General features: G+C 44.0%; 11 protein-coding genes and 2 pseudogenes. 4 read left to right on the forward strand and 9 right to left on the reverse strand.

Annotation, left to right across the window (positions count from 1 at the left end; genetic code table 11):
* The first annotated feature begins 33 nt into the window (after positions 1-33).
* The gene (locus AB9N12_RS09425) at positions 34-1,479 is read left to right on the forward strand and encodes a fimbrillin family protein (protein WP_369891627.1); all 1,446 of its coding nucleotides are present in this window, start codon (positions 34-36) and stop codon (positions 1,477-1,479) included.
* Between the two features lie 183 nt (positions 1,480-1,662).
* On the opposite strand, the pseudogene AB9N12_RS09430 reads toward AB9N12_RS09425, so the two are convergent.
* Both AB9N12_RS09430 and AB9N12_RS09435 read right to left on the reverse strand, forming a co-directional pair.
* Positions 1,663-1,777, reverse strand: a pseudogene (locus tag AB9N12_RS09430) (DNA-binding protein); the annotation flags it as partial.
* Between the two features lie 283 nt (positions 1,778-2,060).
* Positions 2,061-2,417 (reverse strand): annotated as a pseudogene (locus tag AB9N12_RS09435) (hypothetical protein).
* Between the two features lie 369 nt (positions 2,418-2,786).
* Between AB9N12_RS09435 and AB9N12_RS09440 the strand changes: the two are divergent.
* Genes AB9N12_RS09440 through AB9N12_RS09450 form a run of 3 tightly spaced genes read left to right on the forward strand, consistent with a single transcriptional unit; the run spans position 2,787 to position 6,306 of the window.
* Complete coding sequence (locus tag AB9N12_RS09440) at positions 2,787-3,902, forward strand: Gfo/Idh/MocA family protein (RefSeq protein ID WP_369891629.1); 1,116 nt, start codon at positions 2,787-2,789, stop codon at positions 3,900-3,902.
* 12 nt (positions 3,903-3,914) lie between these two features.
* Positions 3,915-5,399, forward strand: a complete 1,485-nt coding sequence (locus AB9N12_RS09445) for a Gfo/Idh/MocA family oxidoreductase (RefSeq protein WP_369891631.1) — start codon at positions 3,915-3,917, stop codon at positions 5,397-5,399.
* A gap of 40 nt (positions 5,400-5,439) precedes the next feature.
* On the forward strand, positions 5,440-6,306 hold the full coding sequence (locus AB9N12_RS09450; RefSeq protein ID WP_369891633.1) for a DUF1080 domain-containing protein: 867 nt from the start codon (positions 5,440-5,442) through the stop codon (positions 6,304-6,306).
* 92 nt (positions 6,307-6,398) lie between these two features.
* On the opposite strand, the gene AB9N12_RS09455 is transcribed toward AB9N12_RS09450, so the two are convergent.
* From AB9N12_RS09455 to AB9N12_RS09485, 7 genes are all read right to left on the reverse strand, one after another.
* The gene (locus AB9N12_RS09455; RefSeq protein ID WP_369892850.1) at positions 6,399-7,682 is read right to left on the reverse strand and encodes a histidine-type phosphatase; all 1,284 of its coding nucleotides are present in this window, start codon (positions 7,680-7,682) and stop codon (positions 6,399-6,401) included.
* A gap of 33 nt (positions 7,683-7,715) precedes the next feature.
* Complete coding sequence (locus tag AB9N12_RS09460) at positions 7,716-8,714, reverse strand: phosphodiester glycosidase family protein (RefSeq protein WP_369891635.1); 999 nt, start codon at positions 8,712-8,714, stop codon at positions 7,716-7,718.
* A 99-nt stretch (positions 8,715-8,813) separates the two neighbouring features.
* A complete protein-coding gene (locus AB9N12_RS09465) occupies positions 8,814-10,586 on the reverse strand; it encodes an IPT/TIG domain-containing protein (protein WP_369891637.1) in 1,773 nt (590 codons plus the stop codon).
* A gap of 21 nt (positions 10,587-10,607) precedes the next feature.
* The gene (locus tag AB9N12_RS09470) at positions 10,608-11,879 is read right to left on the reverse strand and encodes an IPT/TIG domain-containing protein (protein WP_369891639.1); all 1,272 of its coding nucleotides are present in this window, start codon (positions 11,877-11,879) and stop codon (positions 10,608-10,610) included.
* Between the two features lie 43 nt (positions 11,880-11,922).
* On the reverse strand, positions 11,923-13,695 hold the full coding sequence (locus AB9N12_RS09475; protein ID WP_369891641.1) for a RagB/SusD family nutrient uptake outer membrane protein: 1,773 nt from the start codon (positions 13,693-13,695) through the stop codon (positions 11,923-11,925).
* Between the two features lie 11 nt (positions 13,696-13,706).
* Entirely contained in the window at positions 13,707-17,219 is a 3,513-nt protein-coding gene (locus AB9N12_RS09480) for a TonB-dependent receptor (protein WP_369891643.1), read from the reverse strand.
* 178 nt (positions 17,220-17,397) lie between these two features.
* Positions 17,398-18,342, reverse strand: a complete 945-nt coding sequence (locus AB9N12_RS09485; protein WP_369891645.1) for a FecR domain-containing protein — start codon at positions 18,340-18,342, stop codon at positions 17,398-17,400.
* Positions 18,343-18,371 lie beyond the last annotated feature (29 nt).

Genomic DNA, 18,371 nt, shown 5'->3' on the forward strand with positions numbered 1-18,371 from the left:
CACTTAATCACAAATCAAGAAGAACGTATTAATATGAAATCATTTAGATATTTTTATTTGCTTGCAGCCCTTATGGCATTTTCAGCATGCGGCAACGATGATGAAGCATCGCAAGAACAGGACCTGACAACCACTGGCGGTAAGGTGTTGATAAATGCTGTGGTGGAGCCAAACTCTCTCTTTACGCGCAGCAATCCTATGGGAGAAGATGATGCCCAACAGGGCGCTTTCAACCAGGGCGACAAGCTTGCTATAAGTTGCGGTGACGATGCTCCCGTGATATACACTAAGGGTTCGGATAAGATTTGGACAGCCGGAGAGAATAGCTTGATGTGGGCGGATTCCGATCAGGAAACGGTAGTCTACAAAGCCTATTATCCTGTGGGGGCGGATGCTTCTTTCGACACTTTTGTTTTGCCTGCCGACCAGTCTACAAACGAGAACATTGCCAATGCAGACTATATGACCACTAAGACGGTGTTATTAGAAAAAGCGGCTGATGGCGTATTGAAACTGAATATGCATCGTCGGACAGCGCGGGTTATCATCAACATACTCGGCGTTGAGGAGAAATTGGGTGCTGTAAAGTCGTTGAACATCTATTCGCAGTATTCTTCAATCTCTTCTGTTGGGACCGAAGGACCGGCTAAGCCAATCAAGGCGTATAAAGCGGAGGATACATATACGGCTTTGGTACTGCCGGGTGAAGGTGGTGATGCGGAAGGTATATTTGTCAGTATAGAGACAACGGGTGGCACCACGCAGGAAGTGAAGGAAATCAAACCAGCCATTGCCGGAAAGAGCTATACATATAACGTCTATGTGGGTGAGAATAGTACTACCATATCCGGAACTACTGTTGAAGATTGGACAACGGGCATCGTCGAAGGGACATTGATTGCGATGAAACCGTTGGATCGTTCAGAATGGTCGGTTACAGGTAAATTCGAGGAAGGACGTTGGAATTTCTGGTGTGGTAAATTTGTAAACGCAATAGATGGTGATTTGCACAGATTCTGGGCAAGTGACTGGGATGGTCCGAATGCCAAAGACCTTCCGCCTGTTTTGGTGATCGATACGAAGAAGTCGCATCTTTTTGGTAAACTCGGAATTATAGGAAGAGATGAACTTAAGGATCAGCAAAATTATACACTGAAATGCTATGTTAGTTCTGACCCAAAAAGCTGGTGGAAATCTAGCTATGTTTGGACACAAGAGCCTGATGAATTCTGGTATTCGTTTGTCTGGGAAGATTTTGGCTGGAAAGAAGTTACTAATTGGGAAAATAGAGAAAATTGGATACCGGTAAGTGAGGAAGTAACATTGAAAAGTCTTCCAAATCCGGCAATAGAATACATTCGTTTGAACGACCTGACAGAGGGACACAGATATTTTATCATCGAGTTTACCGATAGGGGAAAGCGTGGTGTTATAGAAGTGGCTGAAGTTTATCTGTATGGAAGAGAGGTTGCTGAATAACCATATTTCATTTTTACTGTAATTTAAAAAAACTCTTTCTTTGATGATGCTATCCAAAGAAAGAGTTTTTTAGTGTCTATTTTAACGTCTGTTGAATATAACTTTGAGCAACCATCTATCATTGAAAAAGTTGCAGCGAAGCACTTCTAAAGTTATTCTCTAATGCTTGAAAAGTTATTCTTTCCTATCGGCAAACTTGTCTTTACCTACGGTTTCCTTTGGAGACAATACGGGCGTGTAGCGGTTGTTTTTCTTTGTTTGGACTAGGAGTCTCAAATAAGTCATATATTGCACTCATATACTAATGTTTAGTGGTTTTATAGTTACTGTTCATTCGTTCCACCACTGTTGACCTTTAGTTCCACAGTTGTTTCCCTTTAGTTCCACATCTGTTATTGTTTCGTTCCATATATGTGGAACGAATTGATATGTGCTACAAAAGTAATTAGTTTATGTAGGAGAGAGGTACTTTTATTGATAAGAAACGTCAGTTCGATATAACTTCATCCGCATGGTTTCTCCTCGGGGTGTCCGAAGGACGGGGTGGTAGGTAAATATATGAGGCTGTTCCAAAAAATCTTTCAATACGACAGCATTAAATGACAAGGGGGGAAAGAGTTCAAGAGTTGTTCCCTCAACAGTTTCCGTGTGTAACATCTTAACTCTTCCTTTTTAAGATTAAATACGATACATGCAAAATTGATATCCCTGGGCGACAAATAAGGAACCTCCTTCACTATTTCCCGAAATCCTTCTATCCCTCCGTACATGTTGAAAGCCGCATGAAAATCTTTTAGCCACCCTCTTTCAAGTATACGCTGTACCACGATTTTTCTGGACTTCCACTAGTCAAAATCAGAAAGGTCATACTCCCACAATAGTGTCGGAGAGACAGAACATGAGTCCTTATATTTCTTATAATCATCAAATATCGTCATATATTATATAAAGTCTGATACGTTTACAAATATAAATTTTTTTTGTCCGGATGAACTAGTTTTCAGTGATTAAATATTGTAGTGTTAGTTTCTATGGCAATGAAACACTTGGTCTCAAGCCTTGAAATAAATTACTCCTTGTTAAATGACTGTTTACTATAGGCTTTGCAAAAAAAAGTCCTGATCGGGCTCAGTCTCTGTTCTCGCTATAAAATAAGGGCGTTTTTGAGTGAACAAACACTTTTTAAATGAAAGAACCGTGGCATTTGAGAGAATATTATCCTTTAATGGCAGAATTTTATCCTCAATGCAGAACTGCAATCCATACATTTGCAATAGAAAATCTATTAAGTAATTATGTTTGGATTTATGAATATACAATTTTCTTTAGTAGATACGAGAATTAAAGTTGGAATTATAGGATTTGGAAGGATGGGGAGATTCTATTGGGAAGCGATGACCCAAAGCGACCGGTGGAATATTGCTTATATATGTGATACCGATTCGGCATCACGTCAACTGGCACGAGAACTATCACCTCACTCTCTTGTAGTGGAGGATGAACAGAAGATTTTTGAAGATGATAGTGTGCAGGTGGTCGGACTTTTCACTTTGGCAGATTCGCGGATGGAGCAGATAGAAAAAGCAATCCGTTACGGTAAGCATATTATTTCTGAAAAACCTGTTGCGGACACGATAGAGAACGAATGGAAAGTAGTTGAAATGACGGAAAATACCAACCTGCTGTCCACTGTCAACCTGTATTTGCGTAATTCTTGGTATCATCATCAGATGAAGGAATATATCCGGCAAGGGGAAATAGGAGAACTGGCTATTATCCGTGTCTGCCACATGACTCCCGGACTTGCGCCGGGCGAGGGGCACGAATACGAAGGACCCGCTTTTCATGATTGCGGAATGCATTACGTAGATATTGCCCGTTGGTATGCCGACAGTGATTACCATACATGGAATGCACAGGGAGTGAAGATGTGGAACTACAAAGACCCCTGGTGGGTGCAATGTCATGGTACTTTCCAGAATGGAGTCGTGTTCGATATTACCCAAGGATTCGTTTACGGGCAATTGTCCAAGGACCAGACACACAATTCGTATGTCGATATTATAGGGACGAAAGGGATTGTCCGCATGACGCACGACTTTAAGACAGCCGTTGTCGAACTGCATGGTGTCAATCAGACCCTTCGTGTGGAGAAACCTTTCGGCGGAAAGAATATAGATGTGTTGTGCGATTTGTTTGCTGATTCGGTAGAAACGGGAGAACGCAGTCCGCGCTTGCCGTTGATGCGCGATTCGGCCGTTGCGTCCGAATATGCGTGGAGATTTTTTTATGATACGCGTAAACATGATTTGCCGTCTATCGGTGATTTGTATACTTTGGAGCAAATCCGCGAGCGGAGAAGAAATATGAAAAATGGATATGGATTGTTGCATGGCAACCTTCCAAGGATTACTAACTCTTAAATAAATAAAATTATGTCAGACATTTCAAGAAGACAATTTCTGAAAACAGGGGCTGCCGCTTTAGCTGGCATCACGATTGCTCCGAGTTCTATTCTGGGCATGAGCCACGGGCATATCTCGCCTACCGATAAGTTGAATATCGGTGTTGTGGGTATTGGCGGTATGGGACATGCCAACATTAACCATGTGAAGGCTACGGAAAATATTGTAGCTCTTTGTGATGTGGATTGGAAGTATGCAAAAGGCGTGTTCGATGAATTCCCCAAAGCAAAGAGATTTTGGGATTATCGTAAGATGTATGACGAAATGGGAAAATCGCTTGATGCTGTAATTATTGCGACTGCCGACCATACACACGCCATTATCACCGCCGATGCGATGACAATGGGAAAACATGTATTCTGTCAGAAACCGTTGACTCATTCTGTTTATGAGTCCCGTTTGTTGACAAAGCTTGCTAAATCAACGGGCGTTGTTACTCAGATGGGTAATCAAGGCTCATCTGATGAAGGCACTGATTTGGTATGCGAATGGATTTGGAATGGCGAGATTGGGGAAGTGACGAAGGTGGAATGTATTACCGACCGTCCTATCTGGCCTCAAGGATTGAATGTACCGGAAAAGGCGGACAAGATTCCCGGCACATTGAACTGGGATTTATTTACAGGTCCTGCCCGGCTGAATCCTTATAGCCATGTTTATCATCCTTGGAACTGGCGTGGATGGTGGGATTACGGTACGGGTGCGTTGGGCGATATGGCTTGTCACATCCTGCACTCACCGTTCAGAGCCTTGAAGTTGAAATATCCTACTAAAGTGGAAGGGTCTTCAACGTTGCTGCTGAACGCTTGTGCTCCGCAGGCCCAACACGTGAAAATGATTTTCCCGGCTCGTGAGAATATGCCTAAGGTGGCGATGCCTGAAGTGGAAATCCATTGGTATGACGGTGGTCTGTTGCCCGACCGTCCGGAAGGGTTCCCTGCCGGAAAACAATTGATGCCGGGTGCCGGTGTGACTATTTTCCACGGAACCAAGGATACCTTGATTTGCGGATGTTATGGAATCGGTCCGTGGCTGCTCTCCGGGCGCAAGCCCAATGCACCGAAGGTGTGTCGCCGTGTGCCCAATGCAATGGGCGGCGGTCATGAAATGGACTGGGTACGTGCATGTAAAGAAGATAAATCCAATCGTGTCATGACTAAATCCGACTTCTCGGAAGCAGGACCGATGAATGAAATGGTAGTAATGGGTGTACTTGCTGTCCGTCTGCAAGGGTTGCATCGCACGTTGGAATGGGACGGTGAAAATATGTGCTTTACCAATATCGGTGACAATGAAACTATCACCACTTGTGTGAAGGACGGATTTGAGATTCATGACGGGCATCCGACATTCGACAGGACATGGACTGACCCGGTCAATGCAAAACAGTTTGCCGCCGAGCTCGTGAAACATAATTATCGTGAAGGCTGGAGACTGCCCGATATGCCTAGATAACCGGATTAAAAGTATATTAATTAACGTTAGTAGTAAAACAATGAAGAAAGTAGTTTATTTATTGGCTTGTTCCTGCCTGGTAGCAGGAGTATTTGTTTCTTGCGGTACTCAGAAAAAAGCGAATGCCTCCAAAGGGCAGAGTACGGTCACATTGTCATATTCCAAATCATTGAAAGCTCCGGAAGACCAGAGCTTGGATTTGTCTGTCGATAAAGATGGTTATATCACCATCTTTGACGGTAAGACATTCAAGGGGTGGCGTGGTTATGGAAAAGATCGTGTCCCTTCCAAATGGACCATCGAAGATGGCTGCATCAAATTTAACGGAACCGGTGGTGGTGAAGCACAAGATGGTGACGGTGGAGACTTGCTTTTTGCTCATAAATTTAAGAACTTTGAGTTGGAACTAGAATGGAAGGTTGCTAAAGGAAGTAATTCCGGAATTATGTATTTGGTTCAGGAGGTTACTTCTAAAGACAAGGATGGTAATGACGTGCTTGAACCTCTTTATTATTCTGCACTTGAATATCAGATTCTGGATAATGAAAATCATCCGGATGCAAGATTGGGTAGGAATGGTAATCGCCAGTCGGCTTCTCTGTATGATTTGATTCCGGCTGTTCCTCAAAATTCGAAGCCGTATGGCCAATGGAACAAGGCCAAGATTTTGGTTTATAAAGGCACGGTTGTTCATGGACAAAATGATAAAAACGTACTCGAATTTCATTTGTGGACAAAACAATGGACCGAAATGTTGCAGGCAAGTAAGTTTTCTGAAAGCAGTCTGCCTTTGGCATTTAAATTGCTGAACAATTGCGGCGGAGAAAATCGCGAAGGCTTCATTGCTTTGCAGGACCATGGTGATGATGTATGGTACCGTAACATTCGTGTGAAAGTTTTGGAGTAATTATTGGATTGAGATAAGTAAATCTAAAAATAAAATCCTGCCAATTGATGAGGTTGGCAGGATAACTTGTATTAGGTACTAAATCGTGTGTGTTATTTATCTTTAGGGGTATATCGAGTCAATTTATTACGGTAATATTTCGAAACATCGTGCCAATGATAGAAAGGAGCGCAATCAGTCTTTACAGGCAGTGATGTCTCTTTTTCGTTCAATAGTACACGTACTAAGATATTTTTGTTGTCCGGTTTACGGTAAAAAATGAGTTGGATGTTGGCAGCCATTGGAAAGTATCGGTAGCACTGCCAATGTTCAGCTAATGTTTCCATATCCTCCGTGACATATCCGCAATCTCCCAATTCCATTAGTACCGCCAATGGCAATAGGCAACTTTCGTGTCCGAAACGCAACGTGGCACTTGGTTCTTCTCGGACAATACAACTATCGGCAGTGTCTAGTATATTCCGAAGTAGGTTGGCTTCTTTATAAGGCATCATCCGTTCGGTCAGAGGTGTATCACCTGAATCCAGATACCAGAGAACATTTAGACAGCTCCAAAGTTCATAACACTCTTTGGGAGTAAACAAATGATAAAGATCCAGTTCCTTTTCATCATGTGACTGCATATTGATGGTTATATAGAATAACTCTTCCATGAAATGTGATGGATCAATGGTGTTCTGTATGTATGCTGTGTCGGTAAACAGCACTTTCATCAATCGTTCCGGGTGAATATGCTGTTGTTTGAATGCTTTGAGAAGCTCTGCTTTCGAATTTGCATGCAGAGAAGCAAGATAATTGTCGTGATAATTCATGTAATACATATCGTGTAAACTGGCGTCGTTGTAGATGCGCAGTTGAGGATTTAATGCTTGCAGTTGAAGACATTCGGCTGTCATGGATAGGATACAACGGACTACATTGGTAGACCGTGCATCGATTACTGTATTTCCGGAAAATATTTCCGGAAAATTATGGTACATACGTTGGGCGATGCCTCGATGTTGCCGTGCACCTAGTGGAGTAAGTTCTCCTAAACGTCCATTGGCAAGTTGCCGGATACGATTTATTTTTTCCATTGTTTTCTTTCCCGTAGTGCTTAACACTCCGGCAGAATCCGCTTTCTGCAAGATGGTTAGCACATGGACATAGTCATATTCGGACAGATGAAAACGGGAACCGTGACGAGCATATGTGCTGATATAGAAGGGTTGGTATCCTTGCGGTGCCGTTGAATAGCTATTTTGGGGTGGTACTTGATAGGCCAGGTAATTGGCAGCGGAAAAACATTTGTTCTGTTGAATTTCTATACGGGAGGTTTGTGCATAGGCAACATACCATGGTAGCACAAACATCCCATAAAATAAAAGTTTCTTTATTATCATGTAAATTGATTTATATGACCTATGAAATTATTCCTTAACTGTAATCATCCAGAAGGTGCGCATGGTGCGTTCGGCGCCATCCGTCGGCTTGTTTTGGAGAGTGAAGTTACCGGTCTTCGGATCCTTGATAACCATTTGTGCCGAACCGCCGCCGTCCATGGTGATGGCATTGGTGCATCCCATGGATTTCATCAAACTTCCGGCTTCTGAGTAAGTCAGTCCCATGGATATTTCCGAACGGCCGTCCACTACCATAAAGATGACGGTACCATCTTTGCGATAGCCAATGCACGAAAAAGGATATTGGTCTTCTAATGGGATATAAGTCCCATCGAGGTAAATATCAAAACCTTTGCATATCTTACTGTCGCGTAGCGGCTGATAACCGCCACCTGTACATTCCTGAAGGTTGGATTGCATGTCGTCGTATTTGTCGGCATCGGCAATGAGCACTTTACCCGCTTTGTCCACAGCCAGAAAACTAAGAGCCTGATGTACCATGCCATGTTGCGGTACGAAATGGTCTTGTAATATTTTTCCCCGATGATGGACAGGTCCCCGACAACCGAAGTCCAATGGGGTGACTCCGTTCTCATTCGGATCCCATCTGAAGAAATCACCGCTCATTACTGCCATTACACGTTCACCGTCCTTATCGAATTTGTTGGCTATTTCAGAAGGTCTCATCATAGGGAACGGATTGTTTTCGGTCGGATCGCAACATCCTGTTTTCAATGCGGCGCCTGCTGCATCGGCTTCCATCACGACGATATTAATGGATGCGGGGCGCTCGGATTTTTTGATAACTTGTACTTTCGTGTGCGTAATTCCTTCTGTAAGCTTTGTCTCATTCCATTTTTGTACGGTTTTTACTTCCGAACATTTTTTCAGCATATCAATTATATTGCTGTCTTTCTGTTCTTCTTGGGAGCTTCCCGATTCCTCCATCTCGTTTTTGTCACAGGAATAAGCCAAAAAGAAAAAGGCTGACAAACTTAATGTGAAAGTAAGTCTTTTCAAATTCATAATTACTTTTTTAAATGGTGAATAAATCTATTAATAAGTCTTCCTCTGTCGGGAAGAAACCGGACAGAGGAAGATTAAACAACGAATGTTACTTGAAAACTAATCTTTTACCGTGATTGTAATTTTTCTCAAGATAAAATTGTCGAGGTCTGTGAAATAGAGAGCGTTCCCGTCAGGACTCATTGCCAGTCCATGAGTCATGTTCAATTGTGCTACGGAACCATCACCGTCTTGCTTTCCCTTGGCACCGGTTCCGGTGATGGTGCTGACAGTGGCATCTTCGTACCCTTTTGCACCGGGACGTATTCTTCTTATCTTATTATTGTAAGGGTCGGTGAAATAGATGTCCCCGCGCGTCTTGTCTACAACGATGGCTGCCGGTTGGATGAGTTGGGCTGTCAAGGGTTGTCCAGCTGCACCGTCTGTGCTACCTTTGCCATTGCCGGCAAACTTGGTTGCATTACCATCTGGAGACACTACATAAAAACCGTCCTCTTGTGCTCCTATTATTAGGTTGTCGTTTGCATCAAAGTCCATGGAGTGAATGCCATTCGGGGTATTCGAGAGATGTACGAAAGTCTGCTTTGAAGCATTGTTGAAGTTGCCTTTCGGATATTTGTAGACTTTTCTTTCATCTCTGCACAATACATACATATTGCCTTTGGAGTCGAATTTTACATCCATTGCGTTACTAAGCCCTGAAACTACGACTTCCACTTGCTGGTTATTACCTTGATTCGGATTCATTCTTCCTATTTCGGCGCTTCCTTTGTAAGCTATGTAAAGCATCTTGTCGTCCGGATTTACTCCCAAGTTCCAAGGATGCCCGTTATTGTGAGCCTCGACTAATGTCGTTTTTTCTTTCTTTTGCAGGTCAAATGCATGAATAATATGGGCAGTTCCGCGTTGTCCTACTGCCAGTCGTCCGTCCGGCAAGAATGCCAGCCCATGAATACCACCTAATTTTTCTCCGATATGAACGTCACTGCTGACAGTATATACCAGTTCTGGTTTCGTATATTCGAATTCCGGTCCTTCTACAGTGCGGTTACCTACTTTTACCACTACTTTGTAGCTTCCCGGTTCGTTAAGTGGGGCGATAACAGTCAGTTCCATTGCTGAGGCACTCTTTACTTCGGCCGCTTTTCCGTTGATGGTTACGATGTTTTCCTTTGCTACGGTACTGAAGTTTTCGCCGGTAATGACGATTTCGGTGCCTTCGTGACCCGATGACGGGCTGATGCCATCTACTTTGAGAGTAGGAGTAGCCAGACAACTGAATGTCAGGGATTGGTTCTTTTGCACTCCGGCTTTCACTGTAAGCACATAGTCGCCCGGTTCAAGTTGAGGCACAGTCACGGTCAGCGAGGTGGTGCTGGAAGCGGTAATGATTGCTGCTTTTTCACCGAAGAAGACTTCGTTTTCTTCGGCTGTTGCACTGAATCCCTTACCGGTAATGATTATCTCATCTCCTGCATATCCGGTAGTCTTTTCTAATGCATTAACCTCCAGTTTGACATCATACGAGCCTTCCGTATAGGTGAAAGAGGGACCCTCTACCGTCTGTCCGTTTACGGTTATCATCAATGGGAAGGTTCCTGCTAGGTTTGGAGGGACTGTCATCTTTAAAATAGTAACTGAAGTTTCCACGGCAGTGAGCTGTTCACCATTCAATGTAACAATGTTTTCGGATGGTATAATGCTGAATCCTTGTCCGGTAATGGTCACTTCGTCACCGGCAACTCCTTCGTTGGGAGTCATTGAGAAAACCTTCAGTTCTTTGAATGTGGTGTTTTCATCATCGTCCGAACAGCCTCCTGCTCCTAACAGCGTGCAGGCCAATAAATATAAAAAACTTTTTTTGATATTCATATTCTTTTAGATTGTTTACGTTTAATACTCGATTTTCCGAATGGCATAATTGGTACGGTCGGATACGTACAAGGTACGGTTCGCTTCGTCTAGCAGAATATCGTACGGATTGCCGAATACTGCTTTATCGACACTGCCGTCAGCGATTGCTCCACCTGAAGTACCTACTAATGTGATTACTGTGCCATCCGCATAACCATTCTTGCCGCGTGTAATGCGTTTTATTTTTTGTGCACTGCCTGTATTGCCATCATTTCCGTCTACCGTATAGATGGTACCTTCCGAGTCGATGACAAAGCCATATACTTGGTTGAATTTGGCACTTCTCGGATTACCCGGTGTACCGTCCGAATCTCCTTTCTCGGAACCTGCGATACAAGTAATCTCTTTATTGGGAGTCACCATGAAGAATTGTCCACGGTCATTGCTGCTGACAATCAGGTTGCCTTCGGGATCAAACTCCATAGCGTGTATTTGGTTGCATCCTTCTTCCTCTTGGAAGTTCACCCAAGATTTCGGAGTGTTGAGGTTTCCGGCTTCCGCACGGAAAATGCCGGCTTCGCGGCAAAGGATATACAGATTGCCGGTTTTGTCAAACTTCACGTCTTGTACGTTGCCGGGTCCTTTCCAGAATTCAGTCGTTTCTTTCGTGCTCAGATTATATCTGAATAGCGAACCGGAGGCTTTGCAGGCGATATATAACATACCGTCATGGGCAGTCATTCTCCAAGGATGCTTGCCTTCCAACGTTTTACCCGTAATCAAAAAACTACTGTTTCCTTTCACATCGACACTGTAAATGGACGAATTTCCCCGGTCTGTCACTGCCATAGTCTTGCCTTTCTCGATCCATGCCAATCCGTGTACATTTATGAATTTCGTACCAAACTTGTCACCCACTGCCGTACCCTGTGTTCCTCCACAGAGAGTGGAGACTTTGATTTTGTTGTTTAAGTCACGATAAGTGAATTTAGATCCGGTATAGGTTTTTCCGTTGATGGTAAGCATCACGGGAAAGGAACCTAATGGATTTTCCGGAGCGATGAATTTGATGTATTCGTTGGGGTTCACTTCAGTCACTGCTGCCGTTTCACCATACAATGTTATTATGTTTTCTGCTGCTACGGAATGGAATCCTTCGCCATACAGCGTGATTTCCGTACCTGCTGTTCCTAATGTAGGACGGATGGCTACTAATGTGGTCCGTTTTTGCTCCTTGTCGTCTGTACAACTGATAGCACATAATATCAGCAGGCAGCCAAGGATACATCTATAAAATATATTCTTTTTCATAATTGTTGTCTTAATCTTTTTTTTATGAATCGTTTTCGATTCGTTAGAAGTGAAGTCCGTCTTCCCAGCCCGGGTTTTGTGTCAAGGCACCACCCGTTAAAGTACGTTCATTAGAGGGGATAGGTGATAGATAATCTCTCTCTTCGTTGAACGAGAACTTGGTGTCCCTATGGGGTTCGATATAGCCATGGTTACGGTCGCTGAGGATAATATCCTTCTCCACTTCCAAGTAAGTGACCCCATCCTTATCGCTTGGCTTTGCACCTTCGTATAAGCAGACATCAGGCACTCCGTCACCATCTAAGTCTACTTCTTTGTTAATGCTGTCAAAGTAGATGCCTAACAAACGTTGTGTCAGTATTTGTCCTTCTTTCCAACGCAGGATGTCACTGGTCCGGAAGTTTTCTTGTAATAATTCGATGCTCCTTTCGCGACGGATTTCCAGAATCACTCCTTTATTAGGGCCTGTTACCCCTATATATCCGGTAGCTTTATTGTCCAAATAAGGGTCGATGTTGGCATTGGCCACATTCATGGAGAGATGCTTCATCTCCACGCGGTCGCGCAGCTTGTTGACGGTCTTGTCCAAATCGGCCTGCGTCAGTTTACCCAGTTCGGCACGTGCTTCCGCATAGTTCAGATAGACTTCGCCCAATCGGAAAATAATTAAATCATTGTCACTTGTTCCACCGGCATCTTGTGCTTCCGTACCGAGGAATTTGGTCGGTTGATATCCGGTAATGCTGGTGGCGAGATCGGGAGCTACCTGTTTGGTTGAGCCGATACGTTTGTACCCCGGTGTACGGATAGATTGTGCCAAGCGCGGGTCGCGGTTTTTGCATTCTTCCATAAAGCTCATTTTGTCGTAGCCCGGTTTGTCTGTAAAGCGGGTACCGTCTTTCATTAAATAGCTATTGATGATTTTCTTGGTTACTCCCGGACGACCATAAGTTTTGTTGGTCAGATACTGTCCGACATCGCAATACACTTTATATTCGGCATTGAGATTGCGTGCCAGAATCACCTCACATTCTTGTGCCCTGTGCGAAGAGAACAGATTACGGTAACATACGTCTTTCCCGCCTTCTGTGTAAAGGGAGTATCCGCTGTGTTCTATCAGCTCGGAAGCAGCGGCAGCAGATTGTTCCAGGTAATATTCCCACGAGTGCTCGGGATAAGAGATGTTGTGATACTTGCGGAACGTACCTTCGAAGAGGCAGAAGCGTGCCTTGAGGGCTAATGCCGTCCATCTGGTGACTCGGTAGAGCGAACGTTCTTTCGATAGATTGGCGATGGCATAATCGATGTCTTCTATCATGCGTTGCATGACATATTCGCGCGAGTCTCTCGGTTTCTTGAGCATCGCTTCGTCGTCAGAGTTGATTTGACGGTCATACCAGGGAACATCACCGAAGTTCTTTACTTTTTCAAAATAGAAATAGGCGCGGAAAAAACGTGCCAATGCATCGTATCGCGTTCTCACGTTGGCATCATCGCAATTGACCGAATACTCGAGTAAGGTGTTGAAGTTACGTAAGTTCCCCCAGTCCCATCCACCGCCGGAACTTGGAACCACCCGTCCGTCTCTCATAATGGAGGCAGCCGAACCATGCGTGATATTATCAAGGTCGTCCCTGTAGAGTGAGCTGGATGGAAATGAGTTATAGAAGGCATTGGAATAGGCCTGTAACTCTTTCTCGTTGGAGAAAAATGTTTCTGGAGACATTTTGTCCTGTGGCAGTTTGTCCAACCAGTCGCCACATGACATCAGTGTCAGAGAACAACTAAATATCGTTACTAATAATTTCTTATTCATGATTGTTCATTTTAAAAGTTAACATTTATACCAAATGTGAATGTTTTCTGCCATGGGTATACTTTTAAATCACCTCCTCGACGGGCTTGTTCCGGGTCGATGTAGTCTGTCTTGATCCCCGACCAGTAAGCAAGATTCTCTCCTGAGAAGTAGACTCTTAGCAAGTCGATACCTATTTTTTGTGTCCATTGTTTGGGCAGAGAGTAACCGATGGTCAGGTTTTTCAGACGACAGTAACCGATGTTTTGCAGGTAACGGTCATTAGCTGCTGTTAACTCACGGTTTTGGTTGCTCAGATTATCGAAAGCCACGTATGCACGGGGACGAGGGAAATATGCATCCGGATTGTCTTCTGACCAACATTGTTCCAGAAAATTTTTTGGCAAGAACGTTGCATACGGGCGGTTGAAAGGGCCCCAAAAGAGTTCGGCTTCGCTGGCAGGATACCAATCCATACGCCCGATGCCTTGGAAGAAGATGCTAAAGTCGAAGCCACACCATTGGAATGCCATGTTGGCTCCATATTGATAACGAGGCTCGGAGTTGCCGATGATGCGGCGGTCGCCGGGATCGTCCACGGTGTCTTCTCCGGTAGAAATAATGTCGTCGCCATCGAGGTCGGCAAAACGCAAGTCACCTGCATGAAGTCCTTTCAGTGAGCCGGATGAACTATTGATGATGTCGTTGACTCTGCGTTGGTCTACTTTATAGTTGGCTGCTTCCTCGTCTGTGGCAAACATTCCGTCGATGTGGTATCCCCAGATTTCACCGATACGCATTCCTTCGTAATACTTTTTGGCAAAAGCTTTTTCTGGATTGTTGAACTTGGTGATTTTGCTGATGTAGTCGTTGAAAGTTAGGTTGATCTGATAAGCGAAGGGCTTTCCTGCCAGCTTGAACATGTCTTGCCAGCCCAATGACAATTCGTATCCTTTGGTCTGCATGTCGGCACTGTTCATTTTGGGGGAGCTGGTGCCGTATACGGCAGGTAGGGAGATGCCTGCTGTCAACATATCTTTGGTGTTACGGATATAGTATTCGCCTGTAAAGTTGAGTCGGTTGTTGAGGAAGCTGGCATCCAGACCGAGATTGTGATGTTCTACCACTTCCCAAGTCAAATTGCCTGATACCGGTGCCGAGATAGAGGCGGATGATGGTAATTTCCCACCGAACAGATAAGACTGCGTATTGATGTTGACGGTGCGGATGTAGTCGTAATATCCCACTTGTTGATTGCCGAGGTTACCATAAGAGTATCTGAATTTCAGATTGCTCAGCCATGATTTGGTGGGAGCCATAAATGATTCTTCCGAGAGTCTCCATCCCACTGAAGCCGATGGAAAGAATCCCCAACGGTCTTTTGAACTGAAACGTGAACTTCCATCGTAGCGTCCGCTAAGTTCCAGCAGGTATTTTCCGGCATAGTCGTAGTTGATACGTCCGAAATAACCTGCCAAGGCATATTCGTTTTGTCCGCCTTTTACTTCCATGCGGCGTTCTCCTTCGCTGTCTTCTCCTATGAGGTTGAAGTCATTCAGTGTTTCTGACATCAGGTTGTAGCCGTAAGAGCTGGTGTATTTCATATATTTAGTTTCGTAGTTGAATCCGGCTGTCACTTTGTAATTATGCTTTTGCAGGAAGCTGCCACTGTAAGTAGCATACAAGTTGGTAGCCAGATAATGTTCATAGTCCGTTTCTTCTTTCAAGCGGTTTTCCATATACAACGAAGGTTCATCAAGAATTTCCACCTCACCGGGATATTGTGAATATTCGGTAGGGACATAGCGGTTCATGATACGTCTATTATTAACGTTGTAAGTGAAGTTCCCTTTCAGTTCCAGTCCTTTGATGGGGGTAATAGTCAATTCGGTGGTGGTGCTGAAGTCGTCCGTGCGGTCGCCGCTTGTATGCTTGCCTTTGTCGCGTAGAGCAAGCAGACCGTTCATGACCCGATAACCGTTGAATGCATGGGATACGATGCTGGTCCCATCCGGATTCTGTGTCGGGAAGCAGGCAAGGCCATGTGTTTGGCTGGTATCGAAATACCAGTTGCTTCCTCCACCGTTCGGGAAGGTATATTTGGAATGAAAGAAAGCTGTATTGTTGCTGATATTTACATAATCATTTACATCAAATGATATTTTGGAACGAAAATTCGTCTTATTGAATTTGTCCGTATTCTTTTTAATCATACCTTCTTCCTGATTATAGCCGCCGGACAAGAAGTATTTCATTTTTTTAGTGCCACCGGAGATAGAAATATCGTGGTTCATTAACGGTTTGTTCTCTTGGAAGAGATGATGCCAAAAATCCGTGTTGGCATAATAATGATAAGTGGGGCGTCCGTTACGGTTTTTCACTACTGTCCATGGGCGGGATGGATCTTCGGTCTTGTCGTTTCTTCTCAACCACAGTTCCAGCATGTCATCTTCTGTGTAGTTCATATAGTTTACCCCTGTGTAAGCATTCCAAAATACATTGGCTGTCAATACTGAGTAGTAACCCCGTGTTTCATAATCAACCGATACTGTGGGCTTTGTCCATCCGAAACGTCCGTTATAGGATACTCTGACCTTGCCTTCATCTCCATCTTTGGTAGTAACTAAAACGACACCGAACGAAGCACGTGCGCCGTAGATGGCAGCCGAAGAAGCATCTTTGATGATAGAGATGGATTCGATGTCGGCTGGGTTCACACGATACAAGTCTCCTTCCACTCCGTCAATCAGCACTAATGGACTACCGCCATTGATGGAGTTGGTACCACGAATGTTGATGCTGGCACCATTGCCCGGATTACCGGAAGAGGTTGTGATATTTAGCCCCGGCACTTTGCCTTGCAACATGTGTGTGGCGGTGGATGCCGGACGGTCAATCAGATCTTTGCTGGAAACGGTAGATATGGCACCGGTCAGATTGACACGCTTCTGTGTGCCATATCCAACAACAACAACCTCTTCGAGCGTTTTGCTGTCTTCTGTCAGGGTGATATTCAAGAACGATTTTCCTGTTACAGAAATCGTCTTGGTGATCATTCCGACGTATGAAACGTTCAGATGAGCACCAGGGTGCACTTTGATGGAGAATTTCCCGTCAATGTCGGAAATCACTCCGTTGTTGGTGCCTTCTTCTTTGACGGTGGCTCCGATGATAGGCTCACCGTTTAGGTCGGTGATTGCCCCTTCTACGGTTTTTATAGATGATTTTTGCGGAGTGTTTCCCTTTTTTACGGTCAGCACGATATTGTTTCCGTTTAGGCTATAAGAAACCTGTGTACCTGCAAATAAGGTATTCAGTACTTGTGAAACCGGCTTGTTGTTTACTTTTAACGTAACTTTGCGCTTTACGTCGATTTGCGCTTTGTCATAGACGAACAGATATTTCGTCTGTTTCTCAATCTTGGAAAGGATTGTTTGAATGGAACTTTGTTCTTCATGAAGCGTAACTGTCTTATTTTGTGCAAAAACAGTCATATTTAATATAAAAAACATTATTCCACACAAGAGAGTTATTTTTTTATTCATAACTTTGTATGTTTAAATAAGTTGTGTAATATAATGAGTTCATTCTCCGTTGGGTAACGAGGAAAGTATGCACGACTTCTACGGTCGGATGGTGTTGGAGCGCTTCCGGCCGTTTTGAGTTAAATAAACGGGATCTTTGTTTTTCATAATGGATAGGGTTAACATAAGAATTAATGAATTATCGGATGATGACTGTCTGTTCGTCATTGCTCCATTCGTATTCAAACCGGTGGATTTGTTGTAGGATTTCCAGAATATGTTTTAAACCGTCCTCCTGCCGGAATTTGCAGGTACATTTATAGTGTAGTATTTGGGGGTTGCGGACGTCAAAGTCCACCTTATAATATTCTTTCATTTGCCGGAAAATGGAGCCATAGTCCGTGTCTTCGAAATAATAAATACCTTCAATCCATAACAACGATTCTGCTTTGTCGAAGGGGGCTTTTATCAATCGTCCGTCGTCGGATATCTTCGCTTCTTCATCGGGGGAGAGACAGAGAGAGGTGTCGTTTTGCCTGTCACTCACGTTGACCGCTCCTTCATACAGTTTGACGGAAAAATCTTTCCGGTCTTTGTAGGCAAATATGCTGAACTTTGTTCCTAACACCTGCACTTCATGAGAGCCTGTCTGCACCACAAACGGAAGGTGCTTGTCCGGTGCCACTTCAAAATAAGCCTCACCATTCAGGCAGACGCGGCGTAATTTTTCCCCTTTTTGGCTTTCTATGTGCAAGGTCGTATTGGAGTTGAGCCATATTCTCGTCCCATCGTTCAAGGTGATTTCCGTACGTTGTCCTACAGGGACGTGGATGTCTCGTGTCGCTAATAATGTTGCATGCTCTTCGGAGAAATGCTGTGTGTACAGCCATGTTCCGCCTGCAAAAAGGCAGATAAACGCTACAGTTGCTGCTATTTGCATCCATCTTCTCCGGTTGGCGGACTGTGACGAATGTATAGATAGAGGTATATTCTCTTCGTTGCATAAGGTTGCATCAAAAATTCGGCGCAGATATTTGTATTCTTCCAAATGCACCGGATCTTCTTCCAGCCATTGAAGCATCTCGATACGTTCTTCTGCAGAGGTTTCTCCCCGCAAGTATTTAAGAATTGCACTTCGTTTCATTGCATTATTTTTTGCTGTTTTATATAATA

Origin of the sequence: Bacteroides sp. AN502(2024) (assembly GCF_041227145.1) — a bacterium.
Lineage (GTDB): Bacteria > Bacteroidota > Bacteroidia > Bacteroidales > Bacteroidaceae > Bacteroides.

Coding starts and splice junctions, on each gene's coding strand:
- AB9N12_RS09485 (WP_369891645.1), bottom strand. CDS start 18,342: ATGAAACGAAGTGCAATTCTTAAATACTTGCGGGGAGAAACCTCTGCA.
- AB9N12_RS09440 (WP_369891629.1), top strand. CDS start 2,787: ATGAATATACAATTTTCTTTAGTAGATACGAGAATTAAAGTTGGAATT.
- AB9N12_RS09475 (WP_369891641.1), bottom strand. CDS start 13,695: ATGAATAAGAAATTATTAGTAACGATATTTAGTTGTTCTCTGACACTG.
- AB9N12_RS09470 (WP_369891639.1), bottom strand. CDS start 11,879: ATGAAAAAGAATATATTTTATAGATGTATCCTTGGCTGCCTGCTGATA.
- AB9N12_RS09450 (WP_369891633.1), top strand. CDS start 5,440: ATGAAGAAAGTAGTTTATTTATTGGCTTGTTCCTGCCTGGTAGCAGGA.
- AB9N12_RS09425 (WP_369891627.1), top strand. CDS start 34: ATGAAATCATTTAGATATTTTTATTTGCTTGCAGCCCTTATGGCATTT.
- AB9N12_RS09445 (WP_369891631.1), top strand. CDS start 3,915: ATGTCAGACATTTCAAGAAGACAATTTCTGAAAACAGGGGCTGCCGCT.
- AB9N12_RS09465 (WP_369891637.1), bottom strand. CDS start 10,586: ATGAATATCAAAAAAAGTTTTTTATATTTATTGGCCTGCACGCTGTTA.
- AB9N12_RS09460 (WP_369891635.1), bottom strand. CDS start 8,714: ATGAATTTGAAAAGACTTACTTTCACATTAAGTTTGTCAGCCTTTTTC.
- AB9N12_RS09480 (WP_369891643.1), bottom strand. CDS start 17,219: ATGAATAAAAAAATAACTCTCTTGTGTGGAATAATGTTTTTTATATTA.